Genomic DNA, 22,837 nt, shown 5'->3' with positions numbered 1-22,837 from the left:
TAGAGCAGGAGGCAGGAGGGAATGTTCCCTGTTCCCTGCCTATCTACACAAATGATTTCAGGAATCAAAACAGAAAGCAGAATAATTATTTCCGCCAAGATAACAGCTTCTAGGAGTGCAGATATACCCAACCATATTTAAAGTGGATTGCTAAAAAATAATTTGGAGGTGCTGATGAGCCAGGGTATTGATGACAAGAGTTTCACGGATATTGTGGAACCAGAACCACAGTTACCTCGCCCAAAAAAACGGACGATTTTGACTGTTTTAGGGTTGATATTTCTGGCAGGGATGGGTTTTTTTAGTATCCATGCGGGTGCTGCAAAGCCAGACAAAGCTAGCAAATATGGCGGTAGGAACCAAATAACGCCAGTGACATTAGCACAGGCTACACAAAAAACAGTACCCGTACAAATACAGGCGATTGGTAATGTGCAATCTGGCTCTACAGTATCAATTACACCCCAAGCCAGTGGGCGGATTATCGGTGTTTATTTCCAGAAAGGTCAAAACGTTAAAAAAGGACAGCTTTTATTTACTCTTGATGACCGCATCCAAAATGCTACTATCCAACAAGCCGCAGGCGTAGTATCCAAAGACGAAGCACAAATAGAACAAGCCAGAGCTACCTTAACTAAAGACCAAGGAGCAGTAGAACAAGCTAGAGCTACCTTAGCTAAAGACCAAGGAGCGATAGAACAAGCCAAGTCCACCTTAGCTAAAGACCAAGGGGCAGTCAGGCAGGCTCAGGCAAATTTAGCCAAAGATGCAGCCCAAGCAAAATACGCTCAGGCACAGAGCGATCGCTACAATCAACTATACAAAGAAGGTGCTATTAGCCAGGATCAAGCTCAACAATACTCTACAAATAGTCAAGCATCTGGGGCGACACTACAAGCAGATAAAGAAGCGATCGCTAATGCTCAAGCAGTAGTGCAAGGTGATAAAGTAGCCATTGAAAATGCCCAACAAGTTGTGAAAGGCGATATAGTGGCGATCGCTAATGCTCAAGCAGTGCTTAAGGGCGATCAAGCAGCTATCCAGAATGCACAGTCTGTCAAAAGTAGTGACCAAGGTGCATTGGATAATGTCAAAGTCCAATCATCCTATACTAAGATTTACTCGCCTATAGATGGTCGTGCTGGTAATATCCTGGTGGATTTGGGTAATGTGGTGCAGGCGAATAGTACAAATCCCCTCGTAACTATCGTCAAAATTCATCCGATTCAAGTTTCCTTTTCTATCCCGGAAGACAATCTCCCCCAGGTACAAAAGTATGTATCAAATGGCAAGTTGAAAGTTGATGTTACTTTTCCCGACAAGAATAATTCTATACCCGGTATTTTAACTTTTATCAATAATACAGTTGACAATTCTACAGGGACAATTCAGCTAATCGGTACTTTTGATAATGCTGACGGACGCTTGTTTCCTGGTCAATTTGTCAACGCAACGCTGACCCTCACCCAGATAGCAAATGCCACCGTCGTCCCAGCCCAAGCAGTACAAAATGGCCCAGACGGACAATTTGTGTTTGTTGTCAAGCCAGATATGACAGTACAAAACACCCCAGTCACAGTCAGCAGCACCATTGATGGTTTAGATGTGATTGAAAAAGGAGTGCAACCAGGGGATAAAGTCGTTACCGATGGGCAAGCAAATCTGGTGACTGGTAGTAAAATCCGTGCGAGAACGGCTGGTAATTTAGGTAGCGGTAATGATATGGGCAACTCTGCACAACCGCAAAGACACCGCCGCCAGTCAGCAGGAGGTGACTCATGAATATTTCTGAAATATTTATCCGCCGTCCCATTATGACAACTTTGGTGATGGCAGGCATTTTAATTTTTGGTTTGATGAGTTATCGCTCCTTACCCATCAGTGATTTGCCAAGCGTTGATTATCCGACAATTCAGGTGAGTGCAGCTAGACCAGGGGCTAATCCCGAAACAATGGCTTCCTCAGTCGCTAGACCTCTAGAAAAACAGTTTTCTAGTATTGCCGGACTCGATTCCCTCAACTCTACCAGCACCTTTGGCAAAACTCAAATTACTCTCCAATTTGATTTAAGTAGGGATATTGACGATGCTGCTCAAGATGTAGAAGCTGCGATCGCTTCTGTATCAGGACAAATTCCCAATGATTTACCAAATCCGCCTACCTATAGCAAAGTCAACCCCGCCGATCAACCAATTCTCTACCTTTACCTCAAATCTCCTACCTTACCCCTTTCCCAAGTAGATAACTATGCCCAAACCTATTTAGCACAGAAGCTATCTACAATTAGTGGTGTAGCGCAGGTACAGGTTTACGGTTCCCAAAAGTATGCGGCGCGGATTCAACTCGATCCCCAAGCATTAGCGGTGCGGCAAATAAGCTTAGATCAGGTACAAACTGCCATACAACAGGGAAATGTCAACCTACCTACTGGTAGCCTTTCCGGGGAGCATAAAAACTTTACAGTTCAAACTAACGGACAACTGCGAGACGCGGCTGCTTATCGCCAACTGATTGTGGCTTATAAAAATGGCGCACCAGTCTACTTGGAACAGCTAGGGCGAGTAATTGATAGTGTAGAAAATACTAAAGTAGCCAGTTGGTATAACGATACCCGCGCCATTATTATCAGTATTCAAAGGCAACCAGGAACGAATACAGTGCAGGTTGTCGATACGATGAAAAAATTGCTGCCCCAGTTACAAAGCCAAATTCCCGCTTCTGTAGAAGTTGGGATTCTCTATGATGCTGCTCAGTCAATTAGAGAGTCAGTTGCAGATGTGCAATTTACACTGGTTTTGACAATTGGTTTAGTAGTGTTGGTAATTTTCCTGTTCTTACGCAACCTTTCAGCAACGGTTATACCCAGTTTGGCGTTACCTGTTTCGCTGATTGGTACGTTTGCAGTCATGCACCAGCTCAACTACTCTCTAGATAACTTATCACTGATGGCATTAACCTTGTCGGTGGGGTTTGTGGTGGATGATGCGATCGTTATGTTAGAAAATATCGTCCGTCATTTAGAAATGGGTGAATCTCCCCTAGAAGCTGCGTTGAATGGCTCAAAAGAAATCGGCTTTACCATTCTTTCCATGACCCTTTCTTTGGTTGCAGTCTTTATTCCCATGTTGTTCATGGGTGATTTATTAGGACGATTATTTCATGAATTTGCCGTGACGATCGCCGTTTCTATTCTGGTATCTGGTTTTGTGTCTTTGAGTCTGACACCAATGTTATGTAGTCGGTTTCTCCGCCCCATAAATCATGACAAAGGAAAAAGTGGGGTAAATACTTCTTCATCCTCTTGGCTAGAACGGTTATATCAATCTTCCGAAGCTGTATTTGATTGGTTTCTGAGTTTGTACGATTGGAGTTTGAGAAAAGCTCTCAAATTTCACCGAACAACGATGATTTTATCGGCTGTGATGTTGGTAGTAACTATTGGGTTATTTGTAGTAGTACCCAAAGGCTTTATTCCTAGCGAAGATACGGGACGCATTACCGGAATTACCCAAGCTGCTGAGGATGCTTCCTTTGATAACTTAGTCAGTCACCAGCAGACGGTAGCTAATTTAATTAGACAAAACCCTGATGTGGATGCAGTCAACTCGAATATCGGCCCTGGTTCTAGTGCTAGTGGTAGCTCGGCGGCGGTAGCAGATAATACTGGTAGCTTGTTTATTCGCTTGAAACCACGGAATCAACGTTCAGATAGTGCCGAAGAGATAGTGCAGAATTTGCGATCGCAACTTGCTAAGGTTCCCGGTATCCAAGTATTTTTACAAAATCCCCCAGCAATTCCCATTGGCACGCAGCAAAGCACGGGGCTATATCAACTGGCGCTTTCTAGTACTGATGTCCAAGCCTTACAACAATATGTACCGCAACTGGTAGAACAGCTAAAAGCACTACCAGAACTCCAGGATGTCAACAGCGATTTACAAATGACCTCCCAGGTGAAAATCAACATTAACCGGGATAAAGCTAGCATACATAATATTACCGCCCAGCAAATTGAGAACACTTTAAGAAATGCCTACGGTAGTTATCAAGTATCTACAATTTATGCTGCTAGTAATGAATATCAGGTAATTCTAGAATTAGAACCTGAGTATCAGCAAGATACTAATTCTCTACTGAGTTTATATATTAATTCCAGCACTGGACAACCAGTTCCCTTAAAAACCATAGCCACGATTGAGCAAGGCATAGCACCATTAATGGTCAATCATGCGGGGCGGATGAATGCGGCAACCATTTCTTATAATCTTGCGCCGGGTGTAGCATTAGGTACAGCCAATGAGAAAATCAATAAAATCATAAATCAAGTAATTCCTGATAGCATTAGCACAAGTTTTCAGGGTGCAAGTCAGGTATTTCAAAGTTCATTGCCCGGTTTATTGCTATTACTATTAATTGCTATTTTAGTAATATATTTAATTCTGGGTATTCTCTACGAAGATTTTATCCATCCCTTAACAATTCTTTCGGGTTTACCCTCAGCCGGATTCGGGGCTTTACTCACCTTAATGTTATTCAATGTGGAACTCAATGTTTATTCTTTCATTGGCATTATGTTATTGGTTGGTATTGTCAAAAAGAATGGAATTATGATGGTGGACTTTGCGATTGAAGCCCAACGCGAAGCCGGAAAAAGACCAGCACAGGCAATATATCAAGCCTGTTTAGTCAGATTTCGGCCAATTATGATGACAACTATGGCGGCATTGATGGGAACTTTACCCATAGCTTTAGGATTTGGTGCTGGTTCTGAATCTCGTCGTCCTTTGGGTATTGCAGTTGTGGGCGGGTTGATTTTCTCGCAGATTTTAACTTTGTATTTAACGCCTGTATTCTATATATACATAGAAGCGTGGCGGAAAGAACTGCGTTTTCAGGGAAAAAAATCAAAGTTAGTGAGTCAATAGTTAAGAGTTAGAAAGATACTTAAGTTGACAATATTCAACCTACAGCCAGGAAAATTTAAAAGTAAGAAATTAAAATTAACTAATGGTAATAATTAATATTAATATAGCGTTTCCTCTTCTGCTGAGGTAAAAATTCATCTGCGTTCAATTATTCCTACGTGTACCTTCCTGGGGTAAGAAAAGCTATACCTCTTTCTATAGTTAGAAATTAGGAAATTAGTGACAAAAGTAATTGTTTGAATATGACCTTTCTCACGGGCGTATTCATAGATACACCAACTAAATTAATAACAGCCAAATTAAATAATATAGGCTAATTGGAGGATATGTGAATAGATTTAAATCAATATTACTTGGCGGTATATTAGCAGCAGCATCAATAACAGCATTTTCGTACAATGCTAATGCGGCTGAAGTTCAATATCGGCATGATAATTTTAATCGTGTTGCTTTTGATAGACGCGAAGCCCGCGAGCAACGCTTCCATGAATTACGTGAACGCCAAGCCCGCGAGCAACGCTTCCGTGAATTGCGTGAACGTCAAGCCCGTGAGCGCCGTTTCCGTGAATTGCGTGAACGCCAAGCCCGTGAGCGCCGCTTCCGTGAATTGCGTGAACGCCGAGCTTATGACCGCTAATTGTTAAATTTTTGCTCTTATTAAATGAGGAGAGTAGTAATACTCTCCTTATACCAATTCTCTAAAATTCAGCAACAGATACCAACCATGAAACCTTTGTAATATCTGATTTTTTGAATTTTGCGGAAAGTTGCGTGCGGGGGTTCCCCCGTTGAGCAAACTTTCCAAGACGAATTTTGAATTGGTATCAAATGTTGATTGGGAGAAAGAACTCATGAACATATCAGAAATCTTTATCCGTCGTCCAGTTATGACCACTCTGGTAATGATGGGTATCGTCATTTTTGGTCTGATGAGTTATACCCTTCTACCCATTAGCGCCTTACCCAGTGTTGAATATCCTTTTATTAGTGTTTCTGCTAGTCTTCCTGGCGCAACACCGGAAACAATGGCCTCGTCGGTAGCAGCACCTTTAGAAAGACAATTCACAGAAATAGCGGGACTCAATTCTTTTAACTCTACTAGCTCCACTGGTAGCACCAATATTTCCTTACAATTCGACTTTAGCCGCACTGTCGCTTCAGCCGCTAAAGATGTACAAGCAGCCATTTCTGCGGCGGCTGGACAATTACCCGCAGGAATGCCCAAACCGCCTACTTATCGTAAGCTCAATCCTTCAGTTTCACCAATAATATTTTTATACCTCTATTCAGAAACCCTACCCATTTCTACGGTAGACGAATATGCAGAAGTGACAATCGGTCAGCCCATTTCGTCCTTGAATGGCGTTTCCCAAGTACAGGTTTATGGACAGAAGCAATATGCCGTGCGGGTGCAAATCGATCCGCAAGCCGTCGCTTCCAGAGGCATTGGACTCGACCAGGTAAGAGCTGCAATTACGGCGGGAAATGTCAAACTACCTACAGGTAGCCTTTCAGACAAGTATAAAAACTATTTGATTGATGCCAATGGGCAACTAACGGATGCGGCTGCTTATCGTCAACTGATTGTGACTAATCAAAATGGGGCAGTGGTGCGGCTCGAAGATTTGGGGCAAGTAATTGATGATACACAAAATAATAAAGTCTCCAACCGCTACAGCGATCGCCAAGTCTCCAATCGTCCGGCTGTGGTTTTGGCTGTGCAACCACAACCAGGCGCGAATACGGTGGAAATTGTCGATGCAGTCAAAAAACTTCTGCCCACCTTGCGCCAACAAGTTCCACAATCGATTGAAATGGGTATTCTCTACGATCGCTCCCAATCGATTCGCGCATCTATTGCCGATGTCAAATTTAGTTTATTGCTATCGGTTGGCTTGGTAGTTTTGGTAATCTTCTTGTTTCTGCGTGATTTGCCAGCCACAATCATTCCCAGTTTAGCTTTACCTGTGGCTATTATCGGCACTTTTGCGGCGATGTATTTATTGGGTTTTTCCCTAGATAATCTTTCTTTGATGGCGTTGACGCTTTCTGTCGGCTTTGTGGTTGACGATGCGATCGTCGTGTTAGAAAATATCGTCCGTTATCTAGAAATGGGCGAAGCACCATTAGCTGCTGCATTGAAGGGTTCCCAGGAGGTCGGCTTCACAATTATCTCGATGACACTTTCCCTAGTAGCAGTGTTCATCCCTATCATCTTCATGGGTGGGTTAATCGGCAGGCTATTTCATGAATTTGCCATTACTATTAGCGTGGCAATTCTCATTTCTGGCTTTGTTTCTCTGAGCCTCACACCGATGTTATGCAGCCGTTTTCTGCGTTCATTCCACCAAGAATCAAGAACCCGCAAAACGTTTCTGTCTCGTTTGTATAAATTTTCTGAGAACGGCTTTGATTTACTACTGCGGGGTTATGAGTCGACGCTGAAAATTGTTTTGAAATACCACTTGATGACTTTGATTAGTTCTGGCTTGCTGCTATTACTCACTTTCTATTTATTCACTCTTGTTCCTAAAGGCTTCATTCCTACTGAAGACACCGGACAACTAATGGTAAACACGAAAGCAGCGCAGGATATTTCTTTTAATGATATGTTGCTTCATCAACAAAAAATAGTCGAGATCATCCGCAAAGATCCCAATATTGACGCTATTAACTCAACTGTGGGTGCGAGTGGCCCCAATGCTTCCGTCAATTCAGGACGAATTACTATCCGCTTAAAGCCCCGTGAGCAACGTCAACTCAGCGCAGAGCAGATTATAGCCGAACTCACGCCCAAGTTACGACGCATACCGGGTATTCAAGCTTTTATCCGCGCTCCGGCTGCCATTCCTATTGGTGGACAACAAACTAACTCCCAATATCAATTTACTTTGCAGAGTTTAAATCTCCAAGACCTGCGCCAATATGTACCCAAATTGTTAGATAAAGTCAGAACTATACCAGGATTGCGGGGTGTTGATAGTGATTTGCAACTCAGCACTCCCCAACTACAGGTGCAGGTTGACCATGCGAAAGCCGCAACTTTGGGAATTACAGCTCAACAAGTTGAGAAAACTCTTAGTTATGCCTACGGTTCCAGTCAGGTTTCTACAATTTATACCCAGAACGATCAGTTTTACGTCATTTTAGAGCTGAAACCAGAGTATCAACGCGACCCTACAGCTTTAGGCAAATTATATATCCGATCGCCTAATGGACAAATAGTTCCTCTCGGTGCGATCGCTAATATCACGCAAACAGTCGGCCCCCTCACTGTCACTCACCTTGCTCAACTCCCTTCCGCAACTATTTCCTTTGATACCTTACCAGGAGTATCTTTAAGTCAGGCGACGGAAGCAATAAAGCAAGTTGCACGGGAGATTTTACCTGCAACAATTACACCCAGCTTTCAAGGTTCTGCTCAGGTTTTCAATCAGTCCTTCAATGATTTAGGCTGGCTATTGCTAATATCTATTCTGGTAATTTATTTAATACTTGGCATTCTCTACGAAGATTTTATTCACCCCATCACAATTCTTTCTGGTTTACCCTCGGCGGGTTTTGGTGCGTTACTGACGCTGTACATTTTTCAGGTGGAGTTAAATCTCTACTCCTTTATCGGTATGATTTTGCTGGTGGGCATCGTCAAGAAAAATGGCATCATGCTTGTAGATTTCGCAATCGAAAAGCGCAGGAATGAAGGAAAAAGCCCCTTTGATGCTATTTACGAAGCTTGTTTAGTCCGCTTTCGTCCAATTATGATGACAACAATGGCAGCATTAATTGGCACATTACCGATTGCTTTAGGAACGGGTTCTGGTTCAGAAGCCCGTCGTCCTTTAGGTATTGCTATTGTTGGTGGATTGTTGTTTTCGCAAGTTCTGACACTTTATTTAACTCCTGTAATCTATACTTACATGGAAGCATGGCGCAGGAGTCTTTCAACTCAAAAATATTCCTTCTCTAGAAAACAATGGGAAAGTAGGAGAAGTTGAGGTTGCAAGTTAAATTCATTTAGCAATTATTTTTAATAATGCTTGCCGATAAATATTTACACCTTCATCATTTAAATGAGCGCCATCTTCTGAACTCAAACTGTCTTTTAACGCATCATTTTGGTTGAAGATTTCTACTGCTTCCATTTCATAAGGTAAATTATTTTTAATTGCTACTTGCTGCATGACATTATTAATCTGCTTGACTCTAGCATTTGTCGCTGAAATTTTGGGATTTTTACTAGCTACAATTGTTGAATAAAAACCAGGAATTAAAAAGATTTTATCCGCGCCTAATTCTTGTACCAGAGAAATAGATTCTTGAAGTTTATTAGCAAAAAATTCATCACTAAATCCATACCAAGCATCATTACCACCAATAGCAATTACAACTTTCCTACATCTAACTTTACTAGTAATTAAAATTTTTAGTTGTTCAGCTAAGGAAATTCCACTTAGACCATTTAACGCAAAATTAAAAGTGCCTTTCCCTAATGTATTACCCAACTCAGCCGTCACTGAATCTCCAAATAAGCAAGTAGAAAACTCTTTATTTTGAGTAGCAAGTTGTTGATATTTAACTTGAATCTGCCATGAAGATGTGGAAGCTAAATTATCTTGAGGGTGCGTTTCGCTGGGAGATAAATTCAAATTATTACCTATCTCTAATATTTTAGGTATATCAATTACTATTCGTTGACTGGGGTAAGCTTCTAAAAAGCTAACAATTCCTAAACCTTTTGGTGAATTAGCCCCCAGTATAATAGCTGCGTTAAGTGCTTGTACTCCGGCTGCATCAGAACGATCTATACCTTGAGAAACAATAGCTAAATTGTCTTTAACTAAATCTGTATTTAATAATTTATCTAAAGTTCCTAAATCAAGCATCATGTTTACTTGTAGCGCCTGATGTAATTCTTTCTTCTGTTCCTGATTGAAAAAATTGAGTAAAAACTGCAAATCAGAAGAAACCTCTTGTTTCTGTGCATAATTTCGTAAGTCAGACACAGGTAAGGACTCTTCTAATAAACCATAGCGAAAAACTATTTTTTCAGCTGCAATACAGTTAGCATTATCTGCTCTTAGTAACAGTGCTAAATTAAATAGAGCCAGCAGTAGATAACCTAAATATTTCATAAATATTAGCAGGGTATTTATTATAAATCGTACTTGTATCTAGTATTATAGTTGCTAGACAAGATATTAGGTAAAGTCGCACAATAACATATATTTTGATGCTATTTTTAACGTAAGCAAATGGTTAAGAATCTCCACAAAAAAGCCTAAGCTTTTGGTTTTGAGCTTAGGAAAATCCAGGAAATAAATTATGCCAATAATTTTTGAACTCAACGCAACTGTTTCTTCTCCCTACCTACACAGTGATAGGATATTTTTTAGTTGGAAGTCCCTTAGCAGAGAGATAAGCTTGGTTTAGTTTGCCTTGCTTAAATAAAATATTACTACTAGCAAATACAAACTTTCATCACTTAGCTTTTTTCAGAATAAGATTTGTATCACACTACCCCTTCTTTTTTCATAGAGGTAAGATAATAAATCTTATAAAGTATGGATTGTTTTATATTTTAGTTAACTGGGGCGCTAGGATTCGAACCTAGGGATGTCGGGACCAAAACCCGATGCCTTACCACTTGGCGACGCCCCAAAGCTTTCGACTTTATTAATATAGCAGTCTGTATATGGGTAATGTCAAGTAGTTGGGAAAAAAAATCTGAAATTTAACTGAGAGTTGACTTTTACCCTACCTCCTTTCTATGAAGCTAACCAGAACTGAATGAGTGCAAATGCTACGGCTGCACTGCCTATAGGAACGGTCAGATTATCAATACCCAAGAAGGAGAAAGCTTCTAAGCTAGTGGCGACGAAAGCAACTACTAGTGATACTGTCCAGGTTTGCCAGACATTGCCAATTACGCCTAGTAGAATTAAACTACACACCAAATAACTGGCTAAAGCCATAGTTAAGGAGCCTTCCCAGCTTTTATGTGAGCCTAGAAGCGTGTATTTATGCTTACCAAAGCGCTGTCCAATCAATGCGGCTAACCCATCACCCCAGGCCATGACCATCATGCCGATCGCCGCATATTGGGGTTGTTGGATATGCCAGAACCACCCGACTAAAACGCCAACGCTGACAGCATAAAAGAATGTGCCTAAGCTTTGTCGTCCCACGCTGTTGATACCTGGGAGGATGGGGAAGATATAAGACAGCAGAGTCACGATACTCGCAACAATGGAAGCGCCAATGCCCACACTAGCGGGAATATCTAACCACCAAGCCAGCAGAATAACATGACCCGCGCCTATATGGACAATTTTCCGAATGATTTCCGAGTCGTTAGTGGTAAAGCGTTTTACCAAGCCAGCGATCGCTAGAATGAAAAATACCCAAGCTGCAACAATGGTAATTTGCAGCCACAAAGGCGGATCGGAGATTAATTGAGGAACTAGAGTTAACAAAGATAATACAAGATAGACGGTTTTGACCTTTCTTACAATTTATAAGATTTAGGTGACGCTCATGAAGCAAATATTTATTTGGTTGATTAAGGGATACAGAATGTTTATTTCTCCCTTGTTTCCCCCGACTTGTCGGTTTCAACCCACTTGTTCAATGTATGCTATCCAAGCCATTGAAAGATTTGGTGTGTTCCGTGGTGGCTGGATGGCAACTCGCCGCATCTTACGCTGTCATCCCTTCCATCCAGGTGGTTATGATCCTGTGCCGGAAGTAGGCGATCGTTGTTGTCATCATGATGGCAATGGGGAGTAAATTATAGCGAATTAAGTAGCTCAGTGTTAAAAATTATCGCTATGGCAAGGCAGGAGGCAGAAGGCAGGAGGGAAGAGGGTTATAGCCTTGTTTACCTTTCTTAACTTAGCTTTGTTTTTTCCCACCGACTTACTTACAACCGGATTACACTATTCAAAAAGTAATACGTAGCATAGGTTTGAGATTACCTCATGCAAACGGGTTTATCACAAAATTGGTGATATTTGCTACAAGCCAAGTTTAACTATTGGGAAAATTAATTAGCTTTTTCAGTCGGCATACCTGGAATGGATGATAACACTATTTGGGTTTTGGCGAGGAAGTTACCCCAAGCAAGAGTTATATACACTAGCTAGATTAAGAAAAGATTATTAAATAAGTCATTTTTAGTTAAAATTATACGTTGTGTAAATGAACTTAATCATCACCAAAGCCCATAGTGTCAGGAGTGTTTTTGGAAAACTCAGCGCGTATTCAAGTAGGAGATAGAGTCCTGATTTTAAGCCCTGCCTATGTAGCTGGAAAATATGGGGTAGTTCGTGGTCGAGAGTCCAACTCAGATAGTCCAGCAAACCAACGCTGGTTAATTCAAGTAGAGAATGAGGATTCGTCTGAGGTGGTAGTCTCGTTAGTGTTGGGTGAGTTTACCTTAATCAGCGAAGAATGAGTAATATACCTAACTCTATGTAGATGCGATCGTCTAAATGGGGGCGTAGCATCTGTTAAGAAGTTTCTCAAGCTTGGTACAGCCACAAGCCAAAGCTGTAACAGGAATTGTTAATGATGCAGAAAATTTTAGTGACGGGTGCGACAGGAAATGTCGGCCAAGAAGTTGTTCACTTGCTGCTATTGCAAAATTGTCATGTCTGTGCAGGAGTGAGGAATCCCCTAAAAGCTAAACAGATATTAGGTAGTAATGTCCAATGTATCCCCTTTGACTTTACCAACCCCGACACCTTTACAAAAGCTTTTAAAGAAGTTGATAAACTGTTTCTAGTGCGTCCACCGGCTCTTGCTAATGTTCGCCAACAAATTGCCCCAGCACTAAATGCCGCAAAACTTGCAGGAGTTGAGCATATTGTGTTTCTTTCGTTATTAGGCGCTGAACGCAACTCTTTTGTACCGCACTCAAAAATTGAACGTTATATTGATCAATTGGGTATACCTGCAACTTTTTTACGGTGCAGTTTCTTTATGCAAAATCTCAACACTACTCACCGCGAAGATATTAAAACTCGTGGTGAATTGCTGATGCCGACAGGTAACGGCAAAACCAGTTTTATAGATGTGCGAGATATTGCGGCTGTTGCAGTTCGGACTTTAATTGAAGATGGGCATCAATCACGCGCCTATACGCTTACAGGTAAAGAAGCTTTGACTTATTATGATGTCGCGGATATCTTCACATCAGTTTTAGGTAAACCGATACGCTACAATCCTTCTCTACTAAAGTTTGTACAGCAAACGCACTCATCGGGTTTGCCAATAGATTTTATTTTCGTGATGGTAGCAATCTACACCACTGCTCGATTAGGATTAGCAGGTTTGATTACATCGGATACAGAACAATTGCTTAATCGTTCACCAATCACAATACGACAGTATATTGAGGATTACGCAGAGTGTTGGTTATGAAATGGAGGAGATGAGGGAGAAATTCTTACTTACAACTCAGCACTCGGCACTCAGCACGGGCTGAACGCCCCGCTTCCGCTAACAGCACTCATAACTCAGCACTCACGATTTGTTGCTGTCTGCGCTAAATTGTCTAATTCTTGTTGCATTTGAGTATGGACTAATTGATAACACTCATCTACATATTTACGATTTCTTGCCGCATCTTTGCCATAATTTTCAAAAATGATGGGAGGACAAACACGAGTATGAATTTGCACAGGTAAGGGAATATTTGGTAGAGGCCCAATAGCTACACCCCAAGGTAAACCTAAATATATAGGAAAAACGCCTGGATCTACTCGATATAACCAGGGTAAGCCCCATTGATGCAATTGTTTGACTAAATCGTAGCAATCACCTAAAACAATTAAAGTATCGTGAGCGCCTACTGATATGACGGGAATAATAGGAACTTCTTTTTTTAAAGCCAGTTTGATAAAACCGCGATGACCTGCAAAATTAATTTTATAGCGTTGACTATGGGGACGAAACATATCATATTGTCCTCCAGGGTAAACGAGAACGCTTGCACCTGTGTCAAATGCAGCACTTGCTACTTTGGGATGGGCAGTAATGGCTCCAACTTTCTGTGCTAGGTTGGCTATTTGTGGACTCACCCTCCAAGCGTAGGGGTGCATTAGTCCATATACTGAACGTTGAGTGCCAAATCTAGAAAACCAATCATACATCATCATTACAAGGTCAGGGGAAGCCATGCCGCCATTATGAGAACCAACCAGCAGGACTTTACCCTCTGTTGGGATATGATGCCATCCATCAGTTTGAACTCGAAAGTAGTAACGGTAAAACCATTCCCAAATCGGCATTAATGATTCAATTACTTGAGGATCGCGTTTCGTTAGCGATGAGCCTGGGATAGGAGTAGATGTAGTCATCACTTGATTATTGATAAGCATACTTATAACTATATGATTCCTACCTGAGTTTTCAAATCTGCTCAGGTGGGAATTATTTAGCCAACAAATAGTTAATAGTTAATTTTTCTCAAAAACCAAAGGCTACAAAATATAGGCGATCGCTATCTACTACAGTATCACCCTGTGACTCTATATTTTTGAACCGCTATTTTCTTAGATAACCAATTAATCCGCCAATTTTCATATATCTTGGCGGGTAAAATCCTCTTTAATTTTATTATTTTCTCCACATTCTCAATCTTTAGATTTTGAGGATAGTTATCTTGATTTTTGATTAAAAATTTAGAGTTATTGGGAAATAAAAACTCAAATGTCCTGGTAAATGAATTGAGAAAAATTTTAATAGGTTGTATATACAAATCGTGTCTAAGTAATGTCATAGAAAAATCTAATTTTAATGCTTTATATAAGCAAAGTAAAGTTTCAATGTTTTTGCCAGATACACTACTTTTACGTGCTATATAGATATAAAAAAGACTACAAGACCATCGATAAATAACGTGAGGAATTTCAGGATGCTTTTTCTGAATTAACGCTAATACAGATTGCTGGGAATTTACCATCGAACTATAATTATGGGACATACTACTCGTAGTCTGGCGGTAGCCAACTAGAAATTCTTTGACTATTCTGACTTGATAATGTTCGGCAATTCGTAAATAAAGATCCCAATCTTCACAACCTTGACAACCTTTGGCTTTAAATTCGCAATCATACAAACCTACTATGTCAAAACAACTACGGCGAACTAAGGTAGAACTAGCATTTCCTAGAAAGTTTTTATATAAAAGGGCAATATAAACGTCACCCTCATACTCAGAAATATGAAAATCACCACTAGGATTATCTTCACTATCAATAACAACTGACCAAGAGTAAACTAATCCTACAGATGAATCTGATTCTTGGAAACGTTGTACTTGCTTTGCTAAATTTTGCGGATACCAAATATCATCAGCATCGATTGGGGCAATAAATTCTCCTTGCGCCTGTTTGATTGCTAAGTTTCGAGCCGCAGCTACTCCGGCATTAGTTTGATATAATAATTGAATACGCTGATCTTTTTGCATCATTGATTGGACGATCGCAGATGTTCCGTCTTGAGAGCCATCATCTACAACTATGACTTCGATGTTGGTATAAGTCTGATTAATAACAGAATTTAAAGTTCTTTCTATAAAATTTGCTGCATTATAGGCGGGGATAATTACTGATACTAAAGGTAAAATATTTGTTGATTTTGATAATATTTCATTATTAACTGATTCGCTCATAATCTTTACCAGAATCAATTTGTATAGATAAAAATTCTCGTAGTTGCTGGCCAATCGCTTCTAGAGAAAAGGCTGTTTCGGCGCGATCTCGGGCGCGTTTACCTAGTTCCTGCCCCCAAGTTGGGTTGTCTAAGATGAAACCAAGGGCTTGAGCTAAGGCTGTGCTATCTTCACGGGGTACAATAATTCCTCCTGATAATTCCCCGTTTGGCAAAATATCAGGTACACCAGGGGCATTTGTGGCTACTATTGGTAAGCTGCAAGACATGGCTTCGATGGGGGCGACAGGGAAACCTTCGTGACGCGAAGGCAAGGTGTAGACATCAGCAGCCGATAAATAGAGTTGGATAGTATGGCGATCGCGGATATATTCATTTTTCCAAATCACCCCAGGTAGCTGCTTCTCAGCAATTAATTGAGCTAACTTTTCTGCGTCAGAACCAGTACCTACAAGTAGTAACCTTAAATCTCTATCAGGACGCTGTTGACAGATATGTTGCCAAGCATCCATGAGGATATCTAGCCCTTTACGATAGATTTCTATCCGCCCGTGGTAAACTACAACCTGGGCATCTAAGGGAATATTTAAAGTTGTTCTGGCTTGAGTAAAATCATGTTTATGCCAATGCGCTACATCCATCGGGTTAAAAATCCTAGCTATCTTTGCAGATGGGAAATTGTAGTGAGACTGTAACCTCTGGGCTTCGGTTTGGGTGGCTACAACTAAACCAGCACAAGCTGAGAGTGTCAGGGGACGTAAAAAACGTTCCCAGCGCGAAAGTTGAAAGTCTCCGCCTTGAAAAGTGGCAAATACAGGTAAGTTAATTAATCGCCCCAACAATACGCAAACATCAAACCGCCCATATTCATATTCTTGACACAAAATAGCTTGGCATCCTTCACGCCGCAGTTCACGGGCAAGATGTAAGATTGGGGTGGCTAGATAAGGTGCAGCGTCTCTCAGCACTGCTAACAAATGACGACGGATACCCGACACATCACCAAATACCTCTTTGATAGTCCAGCCGTAAGGCTGCAACATGGGACGGCGCACAACTTGATAAAGTTTAGGTGCAGGTAGTACACAGATAGTTGCACCTGTCGGCTTGTGTGTGTGACGCACAGGTTCATTCACCCGCGCGGAAATACAAAAAAGTACCGTCCGCACATTGGCTAACTTTAACGCCTCGATGTACCCAAACATCCAGCCGCCGGACATTTCGTTGCAAAAACCCTCAAAGTTCACGCCAATGGTGTCTAAAAAATCTTCAATTAAATCGCCCCAATGTAAAAGGGCTATGGTGTATGGTTGGTTACTCATGAGCTGAAGATTATTTTTGCTTGAGGATGCGATAAATTACAAACTCTCCATTTTCTTGTTCACGTTGACAAGTACGCTCGATGTATTGCAAGAATTTAAGATGGTTTTGCCGAAGTTCTTGCAACTGATTGTTGACAACTCCAAACCAATCAGCACCCTCAACACGCAGATTCTCAAATAGTTGAATGGATTGATTGTCATCTTGAGGTAATTCAGCCCAAGATTGGTCTTTTTGCGCTGGCGGAAATACCCAACCTCTCCGCCGACTATAGTAGATAGGAATAGGATCACCTAAATCATTAGCCATAGTGATCACTAATTCACTAGGTTGGCTAAGTTGGCGTAAGGCTAACCCTAGTTTGTAACTATGGTTGGCATATGGCAAATACATATAGGTCAGGCTATTAATTCCGACCTTAGCAATGAGCAAGATAATTAATCCTGCTAATAATAATGAGGTGGGTGAGCCAAAAATACGGGAAGCAAAAGAGGTAATGACAACGATTCCATGACCTGCCAGTGCCGCACCAGCAGGATTGATAATATGGAAATTCCAAGGATTATCAACAAGTTCCTTGGCTCCAATGATGTAGTAAAGAACGCCTGCTAGTAACCACCAGTGAAATAACCAGGGTGCTTTGTATTTATCTCCTTTCCCTGGAGGTTTACACAAAAGACCGAATACAACCAGAATGATGATTGGTAAAGTCCACATCCAACCACGAAAACGCTGGCTGAGAAGAGGAAAAAAAATTTTATGCTCCCACCATGTCTGTAAACCTTGATGCCAAAGCCAGTTACCTGAACCAGCAAAATGATAAGGCGGATAGGAAAGGGCAAGATGTCTCGCCCAAAGATAATAAACTAATATTGGTAAGAAGGTGATTACACCCGCCAGACCGATGATCACTAACTTTTTGTAATTGAGAGTTCTCCTACTGGCGAGGATTGTGAGAACTGCGTAAAGCATTGGTATACCGACAATTAAGCCGGGAATTTTGGTTAATAAACCCCAAGTGGCGATCGCACTTGCCAGCATCAGATAGCGAAAGCGTTCGGTTTGCACATATACTACTAGCATCCAAAAACTAGTCGTCACCAGTGAAACCATTGCCGGGTCGGGGAGAAACGACCTTTCAATAAAAATACTTCCAGGTAAAATCGCCATCATTGTCGCACTCGCCAGCGCGTGTTCTTCATCCCACACACGACGGACGAGTTGATATAAAGCAAATATCCCCCATAAACCAAATATGACTGGAATTAAACGACTTATCCAGTCCTGTTGACCAAAGGGAATATATAAAAGTGCAGCTATATAACTTACTGTTTGAAATTCCCGTCCATTGTAACTAGGCCCTGGCCCGTGCCAACTTACTTCCGGGTAAAAAATATTCCAGTTTCGACGATAGAAATTTTCTGCCATCATCGCCGTACTAGACTGTCGCCAACTAAAAGCATCATCAAATGGCTGATTGATGTGTTGAAGCCGCAGTATAGCTGCTACCATCAATATGGCTATTAATAGATAAAAGGAACGGCTATTTTTCATGATTCCAATTTTAGGCTTTTTGCCAAACTGAAGCTGTTTCTGTGCCTAATGCTTGCGGCTTGTGCAGGTAATAACTAGCCCAGGTTACAGGGCTGAGAATCTTACATAAAATGCGACGCTGGCGATGGGATAATTTAGAAAATGCTATATCATGACCTAGAACAGTTAATGGATTGATGAAAGTAGCATATTTCTCACAAGGTAATTTTATTAAAGCTTGAAGTTCTGCTAAGGTGTAACCTCGTCTGACATGACCCCATTCTGCCATTACTTCAGCTTCGTTAGGACAAATATATTGCATAAATTTGTAATAGGGAAAGCGCCAGTTTTCGTTGGGGGTACTAATTAACAAAAATCCTTGTGGACGTAATACTCTTAAAGCCTCTGATATGGCTTTTTGATCATCTGGTACGTGTTCTAATAAATCGAACATTGTCACCGCATCAAAGGAGGCATCTGCAAAGGGTAAAGATGTCGCATCACCACAAACGAAATTGACTCGTTCTTGTTGATTACAAGGTGCTTTGGCATATTCAGGATTAAAGTCTATATTGGTGATTTTGGCTTGGGGATAAAGTAAAGCTGTTAAGCCACTTTGCCCACCACCGACTTCGAGAATTTTTGGTAATTCTTGATCAGGGGCGATATGATGAATAGCACGCATTTTTTCCCGATAAAAGAAGCCCTGAGTTAATGGTTCGGGAAAAGGATTGCCAGCTAAAAATTCCTCTAAAGGTAGTTTGAAATGATTGGGTTTAACAGATAAAGTAACCATATTATCTAATTATTTACATGAACTAATTTTGCAGAACCTATCAATTTTTGACGTTCTTCTTGATTCATTTTGACTAGTCTTAATATCCCCGTCCATTTGCCGCGAATAAAACCCCAAACAATAGGAATTTCTGCGACTTCTAGATAACCGCGCTTTAACCTAACTTTTAGCGCTTGTTTAGCAATTTCAACTGTAGCTATGAAGGTTGAATAAATAGATTCTAGAATCAGTTGTTTATAGGAATCACTCCAAGTTAAGCTATCCCCCATTAACTGACTAATTCCTAAACCGTAATTGATATTAACTATGTATTGATGTTCGGTACGTCTGGCGGGAATATAGTGTAGTAATTTGCAGGCGGGATTGTACCAAATAGCGTACCCGGCGCTGCGGATGCGTAAAACAATTTCGACATCACCGCCAGAAACTAACTTTTTACCTACGCGATCGCTTAAAAATTGCTCGTTCAGCCAGTTAGTATCTAAAATGGCTTTTCTACTAATAATTAATCCTGCACCAACTAAACAAGTAGGCTGCATAATATCCATGCCGTGGTCTTGTTGGGCAAAAGAATAACCATACTTTAATACATAAGCAGGTGGCGGCGTTTCCCAATCTAAAATTACTTTGCCACCAAATGCACCACAATCTGGATTCATAGCAGCAAATTTAGCGGCTTGCGCTACCCAATCAGAATCTAACATACAATCATCATCAACAAAGGCAAACCAATCTCCGGTAGTATTTTGAATACCGCAAGCACGAGCATGATTCAAGCCTTGTTTCGGCTCTAAAACCATAGATAATTGAGGTATGCTGTAAGATTGGATGTATTTTTCTACAACGGCTGGGGTTGCATCAGTGCAGTTATTATTGACAACTAAAACTGTCCATTTTACATTAGCTGGAACCTGTTGTTGAGCAATTTTATTTAAAACTTGATCGAGTAAGCCAGCGTTGTTGTAAGTGCAAATAATTAAGTCAATAGATATGAGTTTATCCATATTTAATTACCTGGCTTTATCGATGAGGTGATTAATTGTGAATTTTGTAGATTGCTTTGTGTAGGGGATTGGGAATTATTCACAGGAATTGACCATGCCGGCTTTTTTCTATTGTTGAGATAAAACTGGATTCCCGATACACAACCTAATATCTCTGTAAACACAGAACTATATCGCGGTGCAAAACCATGTTTGAGCGATCGCAAAATTGAGGCAACATAATATTTAGGCAAGGTGAGACACAACCGCCGCAAATTCCCCCAGTGTTGGTAGTTAGCAAACTGTATTAATAAAGCTGCCACATGACCACGCATATATTGATAAGCTTGGGATTTAAAAGCTGTAATGTCACGGCGATGGTAATGAAAAACTACAGATGTGGGTTCATAACGACAAATCCCACCTTCAGCCAAGATTCTGTACCACATTTCCGAATCCTCACTACATCCAGATGCGCCTGCGCCTAGTCGTTCGTCGAAGTACCCGACTAATTCAAATGCTTGACGGCGAAAAGCCATGTTTGCACCAGCTCCAATGCGCCACACCGGAACACCGCGATGCTGCATATTGGCAAAAAACTGCCTATCATAATTGATGGCGCGGTAATCCCAAGCTGAACCGCCTGAGCCTTGATGGAAGATGTATTGTGCTTCTGTCTCCAGTTCAGCCGGGAGCATCAGTCCTGTGACTGCTAAGACTTGGGGATTGATAAAGGCTTGCTGTAAACGCACACACCAGTCTGGGTGGACTTCTACATCATCATCTGTAAAAGCAATAATCTCTCCAGTAGCGTGACGAATACCTGTATTCCGCGCTCTGCTTAGTCCTGGTGTGGGTTCTAGTATATACTGCACTTGGGGTATTTGTGCAACTATCCCTCGTGTGGTTTCGTCTTGTGGTGCATTATCAACGACGATAATTTGTTGTGGTGGTTGAGATAAATTAAGTAGCGATCGCAAACATCGTGCTAGTTGTTCTGGTCGATTACGTGTACAAATGACTATAGATATAGAATTATTAACTGGTTGCGCGTAGGTTTGTTGGAGTTGTTGCAGGGGTTGCTGCAAAGCCAACAAAGCCTGCAAATCTGGTGGCTTATCCCATGCAGGATCAGGATAAACCACGGGTAAAGGTGCTTTGAAGCCGTTTTCGAGGAGGCGATCGCCAATAGCTGGGGTGATGGCTTCTATAGCGAGATTCCGTAGTGCGCTGGCGGGTAAGGGTAACTGGGAAGCGAAAATTTGGCGATCGCCAAGAGGGATACCGCGCCACCAAAAAACAGCATATATCCCTTGATAATGAGGTTCAAGATTGAGTTCGGGAATATCTTCACTCAAGTCAATATGTAATATTTTCCAAGGAGCAAAATTACTCATGAAAATTGCCTCCGAATCGTTTCAATTCGTTTCATGGAACGAGGATATTCTCCAAAAAAGCCAACAATACCACCCCACATTTCTGCCAAAATCATGTTTATTGGTAAGACATGATTTCCTCGCCAACTATCTCTTAATTGCTTGAGTTGATACTTCACCCACCACCAGATGAGAGCGCGTAACTTAGAACGTTGTGGTGGGTCTGTTTGATAAGCTTTGATCACAAAAGCCATGAATCCTAAACCCCAACTCCAGTATTGACGTTGTAGCTTTTCATATTCCCGCCGATGTTGATGAAATACCAAATATTCAGGCTCATACACTAGGGTATAACCTGCGCGAATTACCCGATAAAAAATATCCAAATCTCCACCGCCGGGTAAGGGTGCGCCTGTGTCTAAAGCTTCATCAAATCCGCCGATTTTTAATAAAACTTCCCGCCGAAATGCCATATTACATCCTGCACCAAATATACCCGCGCCACAGGGATGTAGAGGATTTCCTGGTAAAATTTGCCCGTAACGAATTTTTTGAAACCCACGGCGAAACCCTCCTCTTTGTTCAAACAGGATTTGCGCTTCTGTCTCTAATTCATAAGGTAAAACTAAACCTGTAAACGCCGCCGCATCAGGATTTTCCTGCCAAGCTGTGATTAATCCTGTTAACCATCTCCTATCTACAACTACATCATCATCAAGAAAAGCGAGAAATTCTCCCTTGGCTGATTGTAGAGCTTTATTTCTAGCAAAATCTAATCCTGGTTTTGGTTCTCGAACGTAACGCACCCAAGGTAATGAACCGACTAATTTTTGTGTGCGATCGTCAGAAGGGGCATTATCTATAACTAATACGTCTAATTCTAGGGCTTGTTGTAATAATTCCTTTAAAGAATGTAAACACCGCGCTAAATTATCAGGTCTGTCTTTAGTACAAATAGCAATAGTAAGTGAGGGAAAGAGAGCTAAGTTAATAATTGGCTTTATTTCTTCTTGTAAATATTCTTGAATTAGTTTACTGCCAATTTCTTTAGCAATTAGTTGAGCTATTTCCTCGCTATAAATCAAACTTTTTACCGGAAATTGCTGGATCACAAACCCAACAGGTTTATCATTACGCCGCACAATTAGAGCCATACCTGTTTCATCTGGAGATAAGGAGATATCAGGCAAAGGTTTTGTTAATTCTATTTCTTTAATTTTATAGGGCATA

17 protein-coding genes and 1 tRNA gene are annotated in these 22,837 nt (G+C 41.1%); 7 read left to right on the top strand and 11 right to left on the bottom strand.

What is annotated here, in order from left to right; genetic code table 11:
* The first annotated feature begins 174 nt into the window (after positions 1–174).
* The 4 genes from NSMS1_RS20995 (at position 175) to NSMS1_RS20980 (ending at position 8,920) form a co-directional block, all read left to right on the top strand.
* Positions 175–1,782: an efflux RND transporter periplasmic adaptor subunit gene (locus NSMS1_RS20995; RefSeq protein ID WP_224086685.1), complete on the top strand. Its 1,608-nt coding sequence runs from the start codon at positions 175–177 to the stop codon at positions 1,780–1,782.
* Positions 1,779–4,925 (top strand): efflux RND transporter permease subunit, encoded by a 3,147-nt coding sequence (locus NSMS1_RS20990; protein ID WP_224086684.1) that lies wholly within the window; start codon positions 1,779–1,781, stop codon positions 4,923–4,925. Before NSMS1_RS20995 ends, NSMS1_RS20990 begins: the two co-directional genes overlap by 4 nt.
* A gap of 328 nt (positions 4,926–5,253) precedes the next feature.
* On the top strand, positions 5,254–5,562 hold the full coding sequence (locus NSMS1_RS20985) for a hypothetical protein (RefSeq protein WP_224086683.1): 309 nt from the start codon (positions 5,254–5,256) through the stop codon (positions 5,560–5,562).
* 214 nt (positions 5,563–5,776) lie between these two features.
* On the top strand, positions 5,777–8,920 hold the full coding sequence (locus NSMS1_RS20980) for an efflux RND transporter permease subunit (protein ID WP_224086682.1): 3,144 nt from the start codon (positions 5,777–5,779) through the stop codon (positions 8,918–8,920).
* A gap of 15 nt (positions 8,921–8,935) precedes the next feature.
* Here NSMS1_RS20980 and NSMS1_RS20975 read toward each other — a convergent pair whose 3' ends face one another.
* The 3 genes from NSMS1_RS20975 to NSMS1_RS20965 all read right to left on the bottom strand — a co-directional run bounded on the left by NSMS1_RS20975 (position 8,936) and on the right by NSMS1_RS20965 (position 11,398).
* Complete coding sequence (locus NSMS1_RS20975; RefSeq protein WP_224086681.1) at positions 8,936–10,057, bottom strand: alpha/beta hydrolase; 1,122 nt, start codon at positions 10,055–10,057, stop codon at positions 8,936–8,938.
* A 454-nt stretch (positions 10,058–10,511) separates the two neighbouring features.
* Positions 10,512–10,583 (bottom strand) — tRNA-Gln (locus NSMS1_RS20970).
* A 107-nt stretch (positions 10,584–10,690) separates the two neighbouring features.
* A complete protein-coding gene (locus tag NSMS1_RS20965; protein ID WP_224086680.1) occupies positions 10,691–11,398 on the bottom strand; it encodes a diacylglycerol/polyprenol kinase family protein in 708 nt (235 codons plus the stop codon).
* Positions 11,399–11,459: 61 nt separating this feature from the next.
* Here NSMS1_RS20965 and yidD point away from each other — a divergent pair, with 61 nt between their 5' ends.
* From yidD to NSMS1_RS20950, 3 genes are all read left to right on the top strand, one after another.
* Entirely contained in the window at positions 11,460–11,711 is a 252-nt protein-coding gene (yidD, locus tag NSMS1_RS20960) for a membrane protein insertion efficiency factor YidD (RefSeq protein WP_224086679.1), read from the top strand.
* Positions 11,712–12,159: 448 nt separating this feature from the next.
* Positions 12,160–12,378 (top strand): hypothetical protein, encoded by a 219-nt coding sequence (locus NSMS1_RS20955; RefSeq protein WP_411908694.1) that lies wholly within the window; start codon positions 12,160–12,162, stop codon positions 12,376–12,378.
* 113 nt (positions 12,379–12,491) lie between these two features.
* The gene (locus NSMS1_RS20950) at positions 12,492–13,346 is read left to right on the top strand and encodes an SDR family oxidoreductase (RefSeq protein ID WP_224086677.1); all 855 of its coding nucleotides are present in this window, start codon (positions 12,492–12,494) and stop codon (positions 13,344–13,346) included.
* Positions 13,347–13,441: 95 nt separating this feature from the next.
* Here the strand turns inward: NSMS1_RS20950 and NSMS1_RS20945 are convergent, their stop codons facing one another.
* The 8 genes from NSMS1_RS20945 to NSMS1_RS20910 form a co-directional block, all read right to left on the bottom strand.
* A complete protein-coding gene (locus NSMS1_RS20945; protein WP_224086676.1) occupies positions 13,442–14,284 on the bottom strand; it encodes a lysophospholipid acyltransferase family protein in 843 nt (280 codons plus the stop codon).
* Between the two features lie 158 nt (positions 14,285–14,442).
* The gene (locus NSMS1_RS20940) at positions 14,443–15,600 is read right to left on the bottom strand and encodes a glycosyltransferase family 2 protein (RefSeq protein ID WP_224086675.1); all 1,158 of its coding nucleotides are present in this window, start codon (positions 15,598–15,600) and stop codon (positions 14,443–14,445) included.
* Positions 15,584–16,921, bottom strand: coding sequence for a glycosyltransferase family 4 protein (locus tag NSMS1_RS20935; RefSeq protein WP_224086674.1), 1,338 nt, complete (start codon positions 16,919–16,921; stop codon positions 15,584–15,586). The genes NSMS1_RS20940 and NSMS1_RS20935 overlap by 17 nt, the downstream gene beginning before the upstream one ends.
* A gap of 10 nt (positions 16,922–16,931) precedes the next feature.
* Complete coding sequence (locus NSMS1_RS20930; protein WP_224086673.1) at positions 16,932–18,473, bottom strand: ArnT family glycosyltransferase; 1,542 nt, start codon at positions 18,471–18,473, stop codon at positions 16,932–16,934.
* Positions 18,474–18,483: 10 nt separating this feature from the next.
* The gene (locus NSMS1_RS20925) at positions 18,484–19,248 is read right to left on the bottom strand and encodes a class I SAM-dependent methyltransferase (protein WP_224086672.1); all 765 of its coding nucleotides are present in this window, start codon (positions 19,246–19,248) and stop codon (positions 18,484–18,486) included.
* A gap of 5 nt (positions 19,249–19,253) precedes the next feature.
* Positions 19,254–20,252 carry a glycosyltransferase gene (locus NSMS1_RS20920; RefSeq protein WP_224086671.1) on the bottom strand — a complete coding sequence of 333 codons (999 nt, stop codon included), beginning with the start codon at positions 20,250–20,252 and terminating at the stop codon, positions 19,254–19,256.
* A 2-nt stretch (positions 20,253–20,254) separates the two neighbouring features.
* The gene (locus tag NSMS1_RS20915) at positions 20,255–21,628 is read right to left on the bottom strand and encodes a glycosyltransferase family 2 protein (protein ID WP_224086670.1); all 1,374 of its coding nucleotides are present in this window, start codon (positions 21,626–21,628) and stop codon (positions 20,255–20,257) included.
* The gene (locus tag NSMS1_RS20910) at positions 21,625–22,836 is read right to left on the bottom strand and encodes a glycosyltransferase family 2 protein (RefSeq protein ID WP_224086669.1); all 1,212 of its coding nucleotides are present in this window, start codon (positions 22,834–22,836) and stop codon (positions 21,625–21,627) included. The genes NSMS1_RS20915 and NSMS1_RS20910 overlap by 4 nt, the downstream gene beginning before the upstream one ends.
* Between the last annotated feature and the right edge of the window lies 1 nt (position 22,837).

Origin of the sequence: Nostoc sp. MS1, assembly GCF_019976755.1 — a bacterium.
Lineage (GTDB): Bacteria > Cyanobacteriota > Cyanobacteriia > Cyanobacteriales > Nostocaceae > Trichormus.
Note: the sequence above shows the minus strand (reverse complement) of the source record. Positions and strands in the feature narration are given on the sequence as shown.